The organism is Lonsdalea populi (assembly GCF_015999465.1).
In the GTDB taxonomy this organism is placed as follows: Bacteria; Pseudomonadota; Gammaproteobacteria; order Enterobacterales; family Enterobacteriaceae; genus Lonsdalea; species Lonsdalea populi.
The window spans coordinates 2,323,121-2,338,660 of record NZ_CP065534.1 but is presented as its reverse complement, the minus strand read 5'-3'; the positions used below and the strand labels follow the sequence as shown (position 1 = coordinate 2,338,660).

Annotated in this window: 9 protein-coding genes; 8 read left to right on the top strand and 1 reads right to left on the bottom strand. The window is 57.9% G+C overall.

What is annotated here, in order from left to right:
- Positions 1-429: 429 nt before the first annotated feature.
- Positions 430-1,770, bottom strand: coding sequence for an anaerobic C4-dicarboxylate transporter (locus I6N93_RS10245; protein WP_085684904.1), 1,341 nt, complete (start codon positions 1,768-1,770; stop codon positions 430-432).
- A 1,241-nt stretch (positions 1,771-3,011) separates the two neighbouring features.
- Here I6N93_RS10245 and ygjG point away from each other — a divergent pair.
- The 8 genes from ygjG to I6N93_RS10205 all read left to right on the top strand — a co-directional run bounded on the left by ygjG (position 3,012) and on the right by I6N93_RS10205 (position 15,537).
- Complete coding sequence (gene ygjG / locus I6N93_RS10240) at positions 3,012-4,427, top strand: putrescine aminotransferase (protein ID WP_085684900.1); 1,416 nt, start codon at positions 3,012-3,014, stop codon at positions 4,425-4,427.
- A 366-nt stretch (positions 4,428-4,793) separates the two neighbouring features.
- Positions 4,794-6,170 (top strand): diaminobutyrate--2-oxoglutarate transaminase, encoded by a 1,377-nt coding sequence (locus I6N93_RS10235; RefSeq protein WP_085684899.1) that lies wholly within the window; start codon positions 4,794-4,796, stop codon positions 6,168-6,170.
- Positions 6,171-6,270: 100 nt separating this feature from the next.
- Positions 6,271-8,370 carry a TonB-dependent receptor gene (locus I6N93_RS10230; RefSeq protein WP_085684897.1) on the top strand — a complete coding sequence of 700 codons (2,100 nt, stop codon included), beginning with the start codon at positions 6,271-6,273 and terminating at the stop codon, positions 8,368-8,370.
- 73 nt (positions 8,371-8,443) lie between these two features.
- Positions 8,444-10,228 (top strand): IucA/IucC family protein, encoded by a 1,785-nt coding sequence (locus I6N93_RS10225; protein WP_085684895.1) that lies wholly within the window; start codon positions 8,444-8,446, stop codon positions 10,226-10,228.
- The gene (locus I6N93_RS10220; RefSeq protein WP_085684893.1) at positions 10,221-11,438 is read left to right on the top strand and encodes a type III PLP-dependent enzyme; all 1,218 of its coding nucleotides are present in this window, start codon (positions 10,221-10,223) and stop codon (positions 11,436-11,438) included. Before I6N93_RS10225 ends, I6N93_RS10220 begins: the two co-directional genes overlap by 8 nt.
- Complete coding sequence (locus tag I6N93_RS10215) at positions 11,428-12,858, top strand: DHA2 family efflux MFS transporter permease subunit (RefSeq protein WP_085684892.1); 1,431 nt, start codon at positions 11,428-11,430, stop codon at positions 12,856-12,858. The genes I6N93_RS10220 and I6N93_RS10215 overlap by 11 nt, the downstream gene beginning before the upstream one ends.
- Positions 12,859-12,901: 43 nt before the next feature.
- Positions 12,902-14,764 carry an IucA/IucC family protein gene (locus I6N93_RS10210; protein WP_085684890.1) on the top strand — a complete coding sequence of 621 codons (1,863 nt, stop codon included), beginning with the start codon at positions 12,902-12,904 and terminating at the stop codon, positions 14,762-14,764.
- Positions 14,758-15,537, top strand: a complete 780-nt coding sequence (locus I6N93_RS10205; protein ID WP_085684888.1) for an HpcH/HpaI aldolase family protein — start codon at positions 14,758-14,760, stop codon at positions 15,535-15,537. The genes I6N93_RS10210 and I6N93_RS10205 overlap by 7 nt, the downstream gene beginning before the upstream one ends.
- Positions 15,538-15,540 lie beyond the last annotated feature (3 nt).

The window sequence follows — 15,540 nt, the reverse complement described above, 5'->3', positions numbered from 1 at the left end:
GGTGAAGTCCCTGTTTAAAGCGCAGTGCGACGTCGTCGCGCTGCGCTTTTTTCTCCTCATGACATTGCCTCCCAATCATGTCACACGCTGAAAGCGCAAGACTGGCTAACTGGAGCCAATGCCCCGGCCAGCCTCGAGTCCTCGTTCTCCGTCTGGGGCGACTAACTGCCCGGCTGTTTGTGAATTTTTTCAAAGGAATCGTCTTTTAAAGTAGCTCCCGCTGGCGACCGTTGATTTACGATGGCTGGCGCGCAGCATAGATACGACGCAGGCGCTGGCGTGAGTCGAATTCTGGTGATAGCCCCGCGTGCAGTCCCGGTAAGCGGCCGTAGGAGTGGAAAATAGACCAGTCAGCATGACGACGGGGGGGTTATGCTGACTTCAGGGAAAACCACCGACGCCATAAGGCGCCGGTGGCGGCGGTGAGACTTAGTAGTAGCCGTACATGGCGGCGAAAACCCATCCAAAAGCACAGGATGTCGATACGCCAATCAGGCCGGGAAGAATGAAGCTGTGGTTAATCACAAAACGACCGATATGCGTTGTTCCCGAACGGTCGAACTGAATGGCCGCCAGGTCGCTCGGATAGGTCGGAAGAATATAATAGCCGTAGCAGGCAGGCGCGGAAGCCACGATGTAGGCGGGATTCACGCCGATAGCCAGTGCAACGGGAACGATAGCGGCGAGCGCGGCGGCCTGCGAGTTGACGAATTTGGACACCAACAGCAGGATGATCGCATAGGCCCAGGGATACTCCACCACCAGCGTGCCGAGGGTTGTTTTAATCTGTTCCAGGTGCGCACCGAACATGGTTTCCGCCATCCAGGCGATACCGTACACGGCGACAATAGCGATCATGCCCGAACGGAAGACCTCATTTTTGGAAATTGAGGCCGGATTGGTTTTGGTAATAATGATAATCAGGGCGCCGGACACCAGCATAAACATCTGAATGACCAGGACCATCGACAGCGCTTTGCCGTTGAAGGCCGGGCGGAGTTCCTCCATTGCTCCCATCAGCGCGACGGCGGCAATGGTGGTCAGGAAAATCCACATGGCGATCCAGTTGCTGCGCGGCAGTTTTTTGTCCAGCAGCGTCGCGGTGTCGCCGTAGACGTATTCCCGGTTTTCCGGCACGGAAATAAATTTCTGAAACTCCGGGTCGTTATCCAGTTCCTTTCCGCGAAACCAGCTGAAAATTCCAATAGCCAGGATGCCCATCAGGGTGGAGGGGATGGTGATGGCCAGCAGGTCGAGGAATTCCAGATGTTTGCCGTGGAACGTGAAGTTGGCCAGCATCGCCACCAGTGAGACGACGGCGACGGAAACCGGACTGGCAATAACGCCCATCTGAGCGCCGATGGAGCTGGCGGCCATTGGCCTTTCCGGACGGATGTTATTTTTAATCGCAACGTCGTAGATAATCGGCAAAATGGTGTAAACCACATGCCCGGTGCCGCAGAGAATAGTCAGAATACAGGTGACGAAAGGTGCGATGATAGAGACATATTTGGGGTTGCGTCTCAGCATTTTCTCGGCCATTTGCAGCATGACGTCAAGTCCGCCGGAGGCTTGCAGCGTAGCCGACGCGGCGACGACGGAAATAATGACCAGCATGACGTCGACCGGCGGTTTCCCTGGTTCGAGTTTAAAAAAGAAGACCAGTATGACCAGTCCGATACCGCCTAGTAATCCCAGCGCGATCCCACCTTTTCTTGCGCCGTAAAATAGACAGATCAGGACAATGACCAGTTGAATGATAAAGTCCATAGAATCCTCATTACTCACAGAAACGTGTGCGTTAATTAACATTGACTTACTTTTGTCGCGGGTACTATAGGTATCGCATCACGTCTGATATTTTGATCTGTCTCTCCAATTTTAAATTTTCTCAGTATTTACCTTAAATAGGGGATGTGGCTCTCAATAATAAACAATACTTGATTAATTTAGTTATATAAGTGACTTAATCATTTTATCGTTGTGGGATGAATAACCTGTCCTGCGCATGTTTCATGCTTTTGCTATTCAGAAATCACTGTGAGGTTTCGTGTTTTTACTTTGTTTAAATGATGTTTTTGCTTTGTATTAAATGGGGTTTGATTCATCAGTGATTTTTCTAAAATGAAAGGGAATAGCACTAAAGTTTTTTATGTTCATGTTTTTACTGATGATTTTTCTTTTTTATGAGATCAATCCCCGCGAGTGGGAGACAGGGATGCTTCACGTTATAAAAAGAATGAACGAGGCCGCAAAGCGGGTGGAAGGAATAAGATGACAATGCTTGCTATTTTTCAATGACCGCGTGGGCTAAGTTGTTTTAGTTATTAAATGAATGACACTTTTATTATGTAGGTTATTTATGATTATGGGATAACCCCCAGCAATAACCTGAATGTGAGGGCGTTTAAGGCATAACGGATGTCATTGACTGTTTGTCCATCATCGCTATTTACTCGTATTTCATTGTGCCGTTTGACCCTATGATTTTCTCCTGAAACGAAACGATCGCCGGCATATTCTTCGATGGCGATTGACGTGAGAGTGATTTGGCGATGAATCCGGTGCTTGGTCGCGCGATTTTCCGTGCGTGAACGCGTCGGGTCGTTGAAAAGGACGTGCGCACAGGCCGCGCTGAGTGGTGCTATTAATCAGCCAGGCCCATCATTATTTAGCGTGCATATGTTATTTCCTAAAATTATATGAAATCAGGGTCATAAAAAGACCACAAACGTCTTTTTCCCTTTATCCGTTGTTTTGCCCTTTATCAGGGCTAAAATAATTTTTTTGCACTTATAAGGTGCAATCACATTGATTTTTTGGCGGGTTATTATAACCTTATGAATGCTATCTTTTTTTTATTTTTAAAATTGAGGGAATCTTTAGATTTAATACCAAAAATATACCTTTACGTAGCGTAAAGTTCAGGAAATAAAGGGGTGGCTAGTTGGCTTGTTTTGTGCATTACTGATAACGGTATCATGTGATACCCGTTTAGTAAGGAGCGTATTTTGTCCAGACCCCTTTCTCAACTTAACCCGCTAGAGTGTTCTCAGCAGGCATTGGAATGGATCATGAGCGATACCCTAAGTCAGGATGATATGAGGGCGCTTAATAAAGAAACCCTGAATTCTTTCCGCGATTACGTTAATCCCGGCTTTCTTGAATACCGAAAATCGGTCACCTCCGACGGGGGATACGGGGTTGTCGAATGGCGCTCCAACAGTGCCAACACGCTGCTTGATACGCAGGGAAACGAATATCTGGATTGTCTGGGCGGCTACGGCATCTTTAACGTCGGACATCGTAACCCTACGGTATTGGCCGCAGTAGAAAAACAGCTATCAAAACAGCCGTTGCATAGTCAGGAATTGTTAGACCCGCTGCGTGGCATGCTGGCGAAAACGCTAGCCGCCATCACTCCTGGTAAACTGAAATACAGTTTCTTTAGCAATAGTGGTACTGAGTCTGTGGAAGCCGCACTGAAACTGGCGAAAGCCTATCAGGCGCCCCAGGGTAAATTCAGCTTTATCGCCGCGAACGGCGCGTTCCACGGGAAATCTCTGGGTTCGCTCTCGGCCACCGCGAAGCCGATGTTCCGACAACCGTTCATGCCGCTGGTGCCTGGTTTCCACCATGTTCCGTTCGGCGATATCGAAGCGATGAGGCAGCAGGTCCAACAATGCCAGCAGGACGGTGAAGGTATTGCCGCCGTGATCCTGGAACCTATCCAGGGCGAAGGCGGGGTGATCGTGCCGCCGGAAGAGTACCTGCCCGCCGTTCGGGCGCTTTGTGACGAAATCGGCGCGTTATTGATATTGGATGAAGTGCAAACCGGGATGGGGCGTACAGGTAAAATGTTCGCCTGTCAGCACTATGGCGTACAGCCGGATATCCTATGTTTAGCGAAGGCGCTGGGCGGCGGCGTGATGCCCATCGGTGCGACGGTCGCCACGGAGGAGGTGTTCTCCGTCTTGTTTGAGAACCCATTCCTGCACACCACGACGTTTGGCGGTAACCCGCTGGCTTGTTCAGCGGCGTTGGCGACCATCAACGTGCTGCTGCGAGACGATCTGCCGGGCCGGGCCACCAAAGAGGGCGCGTTCCTGCTGGCGGGACTGCAAAAACTCGCGACGCAATATCCAGATCTGATTTTGGCAGCGCGTGGGAAGGGGCTGCTATTGGCCTTCGAGTTCCAGCAAAACGAAATCGGTTACGCCTTTGCCAGCGAATTATTCCAGCGCCGCGTACTGGTCGCGGGGACGTTGAACAATGCGAAGTCGGTGCGCATTGAGCCGCCCTTGACGATCACGCATCAGCAATGCGGCCGCATTCTGGCGGAAGCGGAACGTGCGCTGGAAAAACTGCGAGCGGCCCGCGAAAAGGAAGCTGAAACGAATTCCGCAGACACGGAATTCGTCGTGTAATTATCCATGCAGCAAAAGGTCAGCCTATGGCTGGACCGGGACCAAAGCCAGCCTGGCAACAGGCTGGCTTTTTGCATGATACGTCGTGCGATTTCGCGGATTTATCGATTTTACGCATATCTTAATCAATTTTTTTAAACGTTATTTTTGAGATCGCCGCCACAAATCCTAATCTTTACACTTTCAACTCTCATTTCCAACTTCTCACTTTTTCGATGAAAGTTACTTCATCATCAACATATTGATGATTAAAGTCTGCCAGTTGTAAGGATTTCATCATATTTCCATCAAGAAAATAACACTTGTGTCTTCTAATTGTTAATGATAATCGTTGTCATCCAAAATAATCACAGGAGGTGGCGAAGGATGGCACAGCAGTATTTGGCAAACCAAGGGCATCTTAATCAAAAAAATGCAGACTTCCTGACGCGCCAGTCGCGGATGGAATCTAACGTGCGTAGTTACCCTCGAAAGTTGCCGCTGGCGATCGCCAAAGCGCGCGGCGCGTGGGTCACGGACGTAGAGGGCCAAGACTATCTGGATTGTCTGGCCGGTGCGGGAACGTTGGCGCTGGGACACAATCATCCCGAGGTCGTCGCCAGCATACAGGATTTTCTGCACTCCGGTTTACCCATGCATACGCTTGACCTTACTACGCCGCTTAAAGATGAATTTAGCCAAACGTTATTGGCGTTGCTGCCCGGCGGCGCGGATAGCTACTGTCTGCAGTTTTGCGGGCCAACCGGCGCCGACGCCGTAGAAGCCGCCCTCAAACTGGCCAAAACCTTCACCGGACGCGGCGGCGTCATCAGCTTCTCCGGCGGCTATCACGGAATGACGCACGGCGCGCTGGCGGTCACCGGCAATACCGGTCCGAAAGATCCGCTACAGAACCTGATGCCCGGCGTGCAGTTCCTGCCTTTCCCGCATGAATACCGCTGCCCGCTGGGGCTGGGCGGAGAAGCGGGCGTGAAGGCGTTGAGTCACTATTTCACCCATTTCATCGCCGACGTTGAATGCGGTATGCCGTTGCCCGCCGCCGTCATCGTAGAAGCCGTGCAGGGAGAAGGCGGCGTCAATCCTGCGCCGGATAGCTGGCTGCGGACGCTGCGAGAGGTCACCCGGCAGTACGGCATCGTCCTGATTGTGGACGAAGTTCAGGCGGGATTTGGGCGCACCGGCACTCTCTTTGCGTTCGAGCAGGCGGGTATTGAGCCGGACATCATCGTCATGTCCAAAGCCGTCGGCGGCGGGTTGCCGCTTGCGGTGCTGGGGATTCGCCGTGAATTCGATGCCTGGCAGCCGGGGGCGCACAGCGGCACGTTCCGTGGGAATCAGATGGCGATGGCGACCGGTAAAACCACGCTGGAGATCCTGGCTCGCGACCGCCTCCCCGAACACGCTGCCAAGCTCGGTCTCTGGCTGACGCAGGCGCTGACGTTGCTGAAGCAACGCTTTCCCTGTCTGGGGCAGGTACGTGGTCGCGGTCTGATGCTGGGCATTGAAATCGTGGATGACCGTCTGCCGCCGTCCTCCGACGGCAGTTACCCCATCGATGCGCCGCTGGCGGCCTCGATTCAGCAGTGCTGCTTCCGGCAAGGACTGCTGCTGGAGCGAGGCGGACGCCACGGTAATGTGGTGCGGCTCTTGCCGCCCCTGACGATTTCACCGGCAGAGTGCGAAATCGCCGTCGCCCGTTTCGAGCGGGCGCTGAGCGAGGCGCTTACGCTCACCCGGTCATAACGCTTATTACGTGGACGGCGATGTAGGCCGACGCGACATTGGCGGCACCGCCCCTTAAGGTCGGGCCGCTTTACTGGGAAAACATCACGAGGTCAACTGAATGAAGGCTCGGGCATTTTATGCGTTAACGCCGTTATTGCTGTGGTCGCAGGCCAATGCGGCGGACAGCATCGCCAACAATGATAACGAACTGGTGGTGACGGCCACGCGAACGGATACGGAAAAGAAGGACTCGCCGCAGGTCGTCACGATTATTTCGAAAGAACAGATTGAACAGCAGCGTCAGTTGACCTCCGACTCGTCGCAAATTTTGAGCAATTTGCTGCCGTCGATGGCGCCGAGCCGACAGAAAATGAGCGGCAGCGGCGAAACCTTCCGTGGACGCGCGCCGTTAATTCTGGTGGACGGCATTCCCCAGTCCAACCCGTTGCGGCCCACCGGTCGTGAAATGCACACCATCGACTTTTCGATGGTCGACCGCATCGAAGTAATTCACGGCGCGAGCGCCAGCAACGGCATTGGCGCGACCGGGGGGGTCATTAATATCATCACCCGACGTCCCGCGCCGGACTCGTTCAGCCAGCATTTCAGCGTGGAAGCCACGACGCCGACGTCGCAGTTGGAAGGCGACACTATGAACTATAAAACGACCTATGGTTTCAGCGGTCGTCAGGAGTATCTGGATTATCTGTTCTCGCTCAGCTACGAAGACCAGGGCCTCTTTCTGGACGGCGACGACCGGGCTATAGGGGTCGACAACACCCAGGGCGACCTGATGGACTCCCGCGCCTACGACATTCTCGCCAAGGTTGGCTACTGGCTGGATAACGACCAGCGGGTGCAGCTCAGTTTCAACCGCTACCAGATCAAAGGGAAAATGAACTATCTGAGCGTGACCGGCGATCGCGACAGCGGCATCGCGACCACCTCGGAGAAAGGCCGTCCGGTTGGCGATGCGCCGCAGAACAGCGTCTGGACCACCTCCGCAACGTATGACAATGACAATCTGAGCGGCATGAAATTCAATGCGCTGGTCTATTACCAGAACTATGAATCCCTGTTTGGCGCGGACCGGTCGTCCTCATTCCAGGACCCGGCGCTGGCTCCACGCGGCCAGCTCTACGATCAGTCGCGCGTCGTATCCAGCCGCTACGGCAGCAAGCTGGCGCTGACCAAAGACGATATCTGGGAGGATTACCTCAAGGCGACGCTGGGCTTCGACACCCTGTTTGATCGGGGCAAACAGGACCTCTGGCTCACCCAGCGCACCTATGCGCCGGAAATGGAGTACACCGATCTGTCGCCGTTCTTCCAGTTGGATATCCAGCCGATTGACTCGCTCAAGATCACCGCCGGGGTGCGTTACGAATACGCCAAGTTGAATATCGACAGTTTCCGCACCGTCGCGGCCAACAACGGCGTCGATGTTGAGGGCGGTAAGCTGGACTTTGACAAAACGCTCTATAACGTCGGCGCGGTCTGGACCACCCCTTACCAGCCTTTGAGCCTGTTCGCCAACTATTCGCAGGGATTTGGCATTCCGGATGTCGGGCGCACGCTGCGCGGTATCCGCACCGCAGGCCAGTCGGTGTCCCAGTTGCCGCTGGATCCGATCGTCACCGACAACATCGAAGCCGGGTTCCGTGTACAGCAAGATCCGTTCGACCTTGAAGTCAGCTACTACGAATCCTCCTCCAAACTGGGCGAACGCGTGGTGGATGTCGGCGGCACCTACCAGAGCGAACGGGAGAAAACCCGGATTGACGGCATTGAAGCGACGCTGGGCTATAAGGTCAACGACGATCATCGACTGAAAGTGGGCTATTCCCATATCCGCGGCCGCTACGACAGCGACGGCAACGGCAGCCTTGACGGCAAACTCGACGGTTTGAATGTGCCGCCGGATCGCCTGACCGCCAGTTGGGCCGCCACCTGGTCACCCAAATGGACGTCATTTATTCAGGCCAACTATGCCTTTGACCGCTCGATGGATAACGCGGAGAAAGACTTCAACGGCTACCTGCTGGTGGATGCCGCCGTCGGTTATGCGCTACCGCGCGGCAAGCTCAAGCTGGCCGTGGCCAACCTGTTCGACAAAAAGTACATCACCTACTATTCGCAAAGCGCGATTATAAATTCCGAACGTTATTTTTCCGGGCGAGGAAGAACCCTTACGCTGGGCTATAGCGTCGATTTTTAATTCGCTTTTTCAGGATGAAAAACGCTCGCCACGGTAGAGGCACCCGGACGATCGCAACACTTATGGAGCTGAGATGAACAACCTCGATCACGCCGTCGTATCCAGAATGATTGGCGAAAAGGCGGCTATACACGGCCTGCTGAACTGCCTGATCAAAGAGTTTGCCATTCCGGAGGGCCATGTGCGCTATGCGTGGCCTGATGATATGAGCGGAATTCCGCCCGGCGCCTACTTCGACGGCGCCGACTGGCGGGGTATCCCGATGATCATTAGGCTGCCGGAGGCGCGAGAACTGTTCTTCATGGTTGACCGTCGGGACAGCCTCGGCAGTCAGCGTTATCTCTCGGACGTTTACCTAAAACTGCCGGGAGAGCGTTGGCACTGCCCGGCGTTCGACCGCTTTGTCGCGGAGTTGCTCGCCGCCTGCGAAACCTGGGTTGGCCGCCGTAATCCCGAGCTACAGGCCCAAATCGCGCAGAGCCAGCAGCTGGTACAGGCGATTGTGGCCCACAACGGCCGTCGTCAGGCGGCTTCTCCTCTCTACCACTATCTGCTCAGCGAGCAGGGGCTGTGGTTTGGCCATCCCAGCCATCCGGCGCCCAAGGCGCGGCTTTGGCCGAGCGAGTTGGGGCAAACGCCGTGGGCTCCCGAGTTTCAGGCTCGTGCGGCGCTGCATCAGTTCGACGTGCCGAAGCAGGGGTTGCATATCGGCGCTAACGGCCTTACGCCTGAGCAGGTGCTGGATGGGTTCGCCGACCAGCGCAGCGCGGGTTCCGACCGGGCCATCATCTGTATGCATCCGGTGCAGGCAAGGCTGTTTATGCAGGACGAGCGGGTGCAGCAGCGGCTGCGAGACGGCGAAATCCGCGATCTGGGCGCCAGTGGCCGGGTCGCCAGTCCAACCGCCTCGATCCGCACCTGGTACCTCGACAATCATGACTATTTCATCAAAGGTTCGCTAAACGTTCGCATTACCAACTGCGTGCGCAAAAATGCCTGGTACGAGCTGGAAAGCACGGTACTGATTGACCGCCTGTTTGCCGAACTGATGGCGCGACAGGCTGATACGCTGGGCGGCCTGGTGGTGGCCAGAGAGCCGGGCGTGCTGAGCTGGAGCCCGGCGACGGCCAGCGAAAACGATCGCCACTGGTTCAGGGAGCAGACCGGCGCTATTTTGCGGGAGAACTTCTGCCGTCGTACCGGCGCGCAAAACAGCCTGATGGCGGGAACGCTGTTCGCTCGCGGGACGGATCTGCGCCCGCTGATCCACCCCTTCTTGCGCGCGCACTATGGACACCCGCTCGACGACCACAGCCTGCTGCGCTGGTTTGACGACTACCAGTCGCTGCTGCTGCGGCCAGTGCTGGCGTTGTTCTTCAATCACGGCGTGGTCATGGAGCCGCATTTGCAAAACAGCGTGCTGGTGCACCGGCAGGGAGGGCCACATCAGGTCTTGCTGCGGGACTTCGAGGGCGTCAAGTTGACCGACGAGTACGGCATGCGGGTCATTGGCGACGAGGTTCACCCGCGCGTTCGGGCGTCGCTGCGCTATTCGCGTCAGCAGGGTTGGAACCGCATTCAGTACTGCCTGCTGGTGAATCACCTGTCGGAAGCGGTGCTGGCGCTGAGCGACGAACGTCCGGCGCTGGCGCCGCAGATGTGGCAGCGCGTGCGTGAGCAGCTGAAGGCGATCCTGCGCGAGCTTCAGGCACCGGCGCCCGAGTTGGAGGCCCTTATCAAGGGGCATCCTGTCGCCTGTAAAACCAATCTCAAGGTGCGGCTTTCCGCCGATGCTGACCGGACGGCGGGCTACGTGAACCTGCCCGCGCCCTGGCATGAGGAGGCATGTCATGACTGAGCTGCCGTCCCATGTCGTCGCGGCCATCCGCCGCCTGCAACGCCAGGCGTCCGATCCGCTGGCGGCGTTTGTCTATGACCTGACCGCGCTGCGGCGGCACGTAAAGGTCGTCACGGCGGCGCTGCCCCCCGGCGTTGAGCTTTACTACGCTATCAAGGCCAACAGTGAGAAGCCGATCCTGGACACGGTCGCGCCGTGGGTTGACGGGTTTGAGATCTCATCGGGCGGGGAAATCGAGCGGGCGGCGGGCTGTGCGACGCCGCGTCCCTTCGTCTTCTCCGGTCCGGGCAAGCTCGATTCGGATTTTGACGCGGCGCTGCAACGCGAGGTGTCGGCGGTGCATGTCGAGAGCCTGCACGAAATAGCCCGTCTGCAACGCAGCGCGCAGCGGCATGGGCGGATTCAGTCCGTATTCATCCGCATCAATCCGCAACTGTCCGACGGGCTGACCACCAAGCTGGCGATGGCGGGAAAACCGACGCCGTTCGGCATCGACGAGTCCGAACTGGCGGCGGCGGTGGCGGCGGTTGACGACGCTAGCCATCTGCGGCTGCAAGGCTTCCACGTGCATGCCATGTCGCACCAGCTTTTGGCGGAGCGTCACCGACAGCTGCTGGACTTCTACTTCAGCCGTTGGCCGCGCTGGAAAGCGCTGTCGCGGCAGCCGGAGACGATAACCCATCTCAACGTCGGCGGCGGCATCGGCGTGGACTACCTCAACGCAGAGCAGTTTGACTGGCCGTTGCTGTGCCGTTTTCTGGGGCAGCGGTTAGCCGAGCTGGACGATGCGCCGGTGGTGCGCTTCGAGCCGGGACGGTTCATCAGCGCTTACTGCGGCTATTACGCCGTCGAAGTGTTGGATGCCAAAGTGAGTCACGGAGAGAGATTCTTGGTCTGCCGCGGCGGCACGCACCAGTTCCGTCTGCCGGTCGCCCAGGGGCACAATCATCCGGTGATCCATCTGACGGAAGACGGGCGCGAACCGACATGCTGGCAGACGTGGACGGTGGTGGGACAGCTGTGTACGCCCAAAGACGTTCTGAGCCGGGACCGTCGGCTGGCCGATGTCCGCATTGGCGATCTCCTGGTGCTGCCGATGGCGGGGGCTTACGGCTATAACATTTCCCACGCCGACTTCCTCTGTCATCCTCGTCCACCACAGTGGTTCGTGTCCGCCGCCGAAGAGAGCGAGGAGTGTGATGATCGCTAGCGCCCGCGCTCGTGCGCTGGTGGTGACCAACGTCCTGTTCGGCACGATCACCGTCAGCCTCAGCAACAGCGCCCTCAACCCAGCGCTGCCCGCATTCATGAGCGCGTTCAACGTCGGCCCGCTGCTGGCGACGTGGATCGTCGCGGGGTTTATGGTCAGCATGACGATGACGATGCCGCTGACCGGCTATCTGGGGGCGCGGCTGGGGCATAAACGGCTCTACCTGATTGGGGTGGCGCTGTTTATGGCGGGTTCGCTCGCAGGCGCGATGGCGACGTCGATGTCCGGGGTGATCGGCGCGCGCGTCGCTCAGGGCATCGCCAGCGGCATGATGATCCCTTTATCTCTGACGCTGATTTTTGCGGTGTATCCGCGCGAGCAGCGAGGGGGCATCACGGGCGTGTGGAGCGCCGTGGTCATGCTGGCCCCGGCGGTGGGGCCGCTGTGCGGCGGGCTGCTGCTGGAGGTTTTCAGCTGGCGCGTGCTGTTTGCAGTCAATCTGCCGTTTGGGTTGCTGGCGCTGCTGATGGGCGGCTGGGTTCTTCCCTCAACCTCCCCTGATCCTCAGGCGGCGTTCGACGCCAAGGGCTACGTGCTGATCGCCGCCGGTATCGGTCTGTTGCTGCTGGCGGTCAGCCGCGTGCATCATATTTCGGCGCTGTCCAACCCGCTGAATATTGCGCTGCTCACGCTGGCGGCGCTCTGCCTGACGCTGTTTGTCCGCCGCGCCTGGCGTAAGGCTGAGCCGCTGCTGAATCTGCGCATGTTCCGGCTGCGCGGCTATCGCCTGAGCGTGGCGATCACCGTGATCCAGTCCGTGGGCATGTTTGAGTGTTTAGTGCTGTTGCCGCTATTGGTACAGTTGGTGCTGGGCTACAGCGCGATCGACACCGGTCTGGCGCTGCTGTGCACCGCACTGAGCGCCAGCCTGTTTGGACGGATCGGCGGCGGCCTGTTGGATCGCCACGGGCCGTCGCGCGTGGTCGCAACCGGTCTGCTGCTGACGGGGCTGGCGACCTGCGGGCTAGGCCTGCTGGGGCCGCACAGTTCGCTCGGAATGCTTTTCATCCTGATGGTGCTGCGCGGGGCGGGACTGGGCCTGTCCTATATGCCGGTGACCACGGCCGGATTGAACGTGCTGCCGGATGCGCTGGTGACGCAGGGGGCCGCGATAAACAATATCGCGCGCAGGCTGGCGGCGTCGCTGGCGATGGTGGCCGCCGCGCTGTACCTCGAATGGAGGATGAATGGCGGTGGGGCTACGTTGGTCTCCTTGCGCGCGTCAGCCATCGGCGAAACCTTTATGGTCACCGGTTTATTGATTTTTCTGGCGCTGCCGTGCGCCCTGCGTTTTCCGCGCGCGGAGGCATCAGAGGAGGAAGCGGCAGCTTTGCTGGCGCCGCGTCGGGAGCCGCTCTGAAGAGAATGATTTTGTTAACCGTCAACGGATAAAGGTAAAATTCATGGAGACATCGTTAGTCGCCGGACAGTGTGCGGACGCCGCCGACTGTCAATGGCTGTTGCAGATGGATAAGACGCGTTATCAGCAGGTGGTTCAGCGCGTAGTCGGGCAACTGCTGCAAACGCTGTTGTATGAAGAGGTGCTGACCTACCGGCGGACGCCGCTGGATGAAGGGCTGTCGCACTTCGTGATGCAGGGACGTGATGCGCAGGGATCGCCGGTTGAATATCGCTGTACTGGCCTGTTCAGCGACAGCTTCGACCTCATTCGGCTGGACTACGCCAGCCTTCACCGCCTCGATAGTCGCGGTGTGGCCGCGATGCCGTCACTGCATCAGCTGCTGTCCGAACTGTTGAGCGAGAGCGAAGATCCGGCCTGTCTGGCCCGCTTCGTCCAGGAGCTGGAACAGACGCAGCTGAAAGATTTGCAGTCCCGCGCGCAGTTTTATCCGCCCGTCACCCACCCGCATTTGCTGGACTTCGATGCGCTGGAGCGCCATTTCATGGACGCCCACAGCTACCATCCCTGCTACAAATCCCGCATTGGCTTCACGCTGGACGACAATGCGCAGTGGGGACCGGAATTCGCAGAACCGATTTCGCTGGTCTGGCTGGCTATAGAAAAACGGTTGGCATCTGTCAATCATTCGTCGCGTCTGGATTTGGCGAATTTTCTGGATGAAGAGGTCGGCGAAGTCTGTCGGCGAGCGTGGGCCGAGCGGCTGGAAGCGCAGGGAAAACGCCTGGAGGACTACTGGCTGATCCCGGCTCATCCCTGGCAGTGGCGCAATGTGATCCTGCCTGCCTGTCATCCCGAGCTGGTCAGCGGCGAGATGATCTGCTTGGGAACGACGGCGGACCGCTGGCAGGCGCAGCAGTCTATCCGCACGCTGGCGAACCGGTCGGTCAAAACGCGGCCCTATGTCAAACTGGCGCTGAGTATCACTAACACCTCCAGCACCCGCATTCTGGCCCGCCACACGGTGATGAACGGGCCTACTATCACCGACTGGCTGCAGCAACTGATTGAAACCGATCAGGCGGCGCGGGACATGAGATGCGTGATCCTCGGCGAAATCGCCGGGGTGAGTCTGGATACCCGCCAGCATTCCGCCAGCCGTAGCGCGCAGACCTATGGCGTGCTCGGCGCGCTGTGGCGCGAAAGCATTCACGCCTATTTGCAGCCGGGCGAGCAGGCGATCCCGTTCAATGGATTAAGCCATCTTGAAAATCGCTATGGCGAAGGGGAACCCGTTCCGTTTATCGACGTCTGGGTGCGGCAGTACGGGCTGGAAAATTGGACGCGGCGGCTGCTGAGCGTCACGGTCGCGCCCATCATTCATATGCTGTTCGCGGAAGGGATCGGCATGGAGTCGCACGGTCAGAACATCGTGCTGATCGCCCGTGACGGCTGGCCGCAGCGCATCGCGCTCAAAGACTTTCACGACGGCGTGCGTTACTCGCCGCAGCATTTGGCGCGGCCGGATCGCTGTCCGGAACTGGCGCCGCTGCCTCCCAGCCACGCCAAAATCAACCGCAACTCATTCATTCTGACGGATGACGTTAACGCGGTGCGTGACTTCACCTGCGACGCCTTTTTCTTTATCTGTCTGGCGGAAATGGCGATCTTCCTGCGCCAGCACTATGGGATGGACGAATCGCGCTTCTGGCGAATGACCGCCGATGTCATTCTCGACTATCAGGCGGCTCATCCGCAGCACCGCACGCGCTATGCCCTGTTCGACGTGTTCGCCCCGACTTATGAGGTGGAAGCGCTCACCCAGCGCCGTCTGTTCGGCGACGGCGAACGCCGCTTCAAAGCGGTGCCGAATCCGCTCTATCCCTTTAGGCCGTCCTCATGCTGAGAACCAACGCGTTGAAACGCAAACTGGCGGCGGGAACGCCCGCCTACGGGCTGTTTGCCTCCATTCCGTCGCCCTCCTCTATAGAGCTGATCGCGGAGGCGGGCTTCGACTTTGTGATTATCGACACCGAACATGTGTTGATAAACCCGGAAACGGTGGAGAACATGATCCGCACGGCGGAAACCTATGATCTGACGCCGTTGGTGCGGGTCGCCGACGGCAATCCGAAAACGCTTCTGCGCCTGCTGGACGGCGGCGCGCAGGGGATCGTGCTGCCGATGGTAGAGCGACCGGAACAGGTGCGGGAAGCGGTGAACGCCTGTTTCTATCATCCCAGGGGCGCTCGGAGTTTGAACGCAGGGCGTCCGGGATCGTTTGGCAAGGAGCGCCTGGCGGAGTACGTGCGGCGGGCCAATGGTGAAATTCTGCTGGTCGCGATGATTGAGAGCGTAGCGGGCGTGGCGCAGGCCGAGTCTATCGCCGCCGTCGAGGGGCTGGACATGATCTTGGAGGGCGCGGCGGATTTGTCACAGTCGCTGGGGATGCCGTGGCGCATCGACCAACCGGCGGTCCAGGACGCGCTGACGACGGTATGGCGGGCGGCGCAACAGCAGGGGGTGCCCTATTGCGCTATCCCTCGCCAGCCGGAAGAGCTCGGGCACTGGCGCGCGCGCGGCGTAAGTACGTTTGTTTTGGGGGATGAGCGCGGGATCTCCTTTCGCGCCTTACAGGCCAAATTGGCCACCACAATTTCTTCAAATAAGGGAGTCTAGGGT

Coding starts and splice junctions, on each gene's coding strand:
- I6N93_RS10230 (WP_085684897.1), top strand. CDS start 6,271: ATGAAGGCTCGGGCATTTTATGCGTTAACGCCGTTATTGCTGTGGTCG.
- I6N93_RS10245 (WP_085684904.1), bottom strand. CDS start 1,770: ATGGACTTTATCATTCAACTGGTCATTGTCCTGATCTGTCTATTTTAC.
- I6N93_RS10220 (WP_085684893.1), top strand. CDS start 10,221: ATGACTGAGCTGCCGTCCCATGTCGTCGCGGCCATCCGCCGCCTGCAA.
- I6N93_RS10210 (WP_085684890.1), top strand. CDS start 12,902: ATGGAGACATCGTTAGTCGCCGGACAGTGTGCGGACGCCGCCGACTGT.
- I6N93_RS10205 (WP_085684888.1), top strand. CDS start 14,758: ATGCTGAGAACCAACGCGTTGAAACGCAAACTGGCGGCGGGAACGCCC.
- I6N93_RS10235 (WP_085684899.1), top strand. CDS start 4,794: ATGGCACAGCAGTATTTGGCAAACCAAGGGCATCTTAATCAAAAAAAT.
- I6N93_RS10215 (WP_085684892.1), top strand. CDS start 11,428: ATGATCGCTAGCGCCCGCGCTCGTGCGCTGGTGGTGACCAACGTCCTG.
- I6N93_RS10225 (WP_085684895.1), top strand. CDS start 8,444: ATGAACAACCTCGATCACGCCGTCGTATCCAGAATGATTGGCGAAAAG.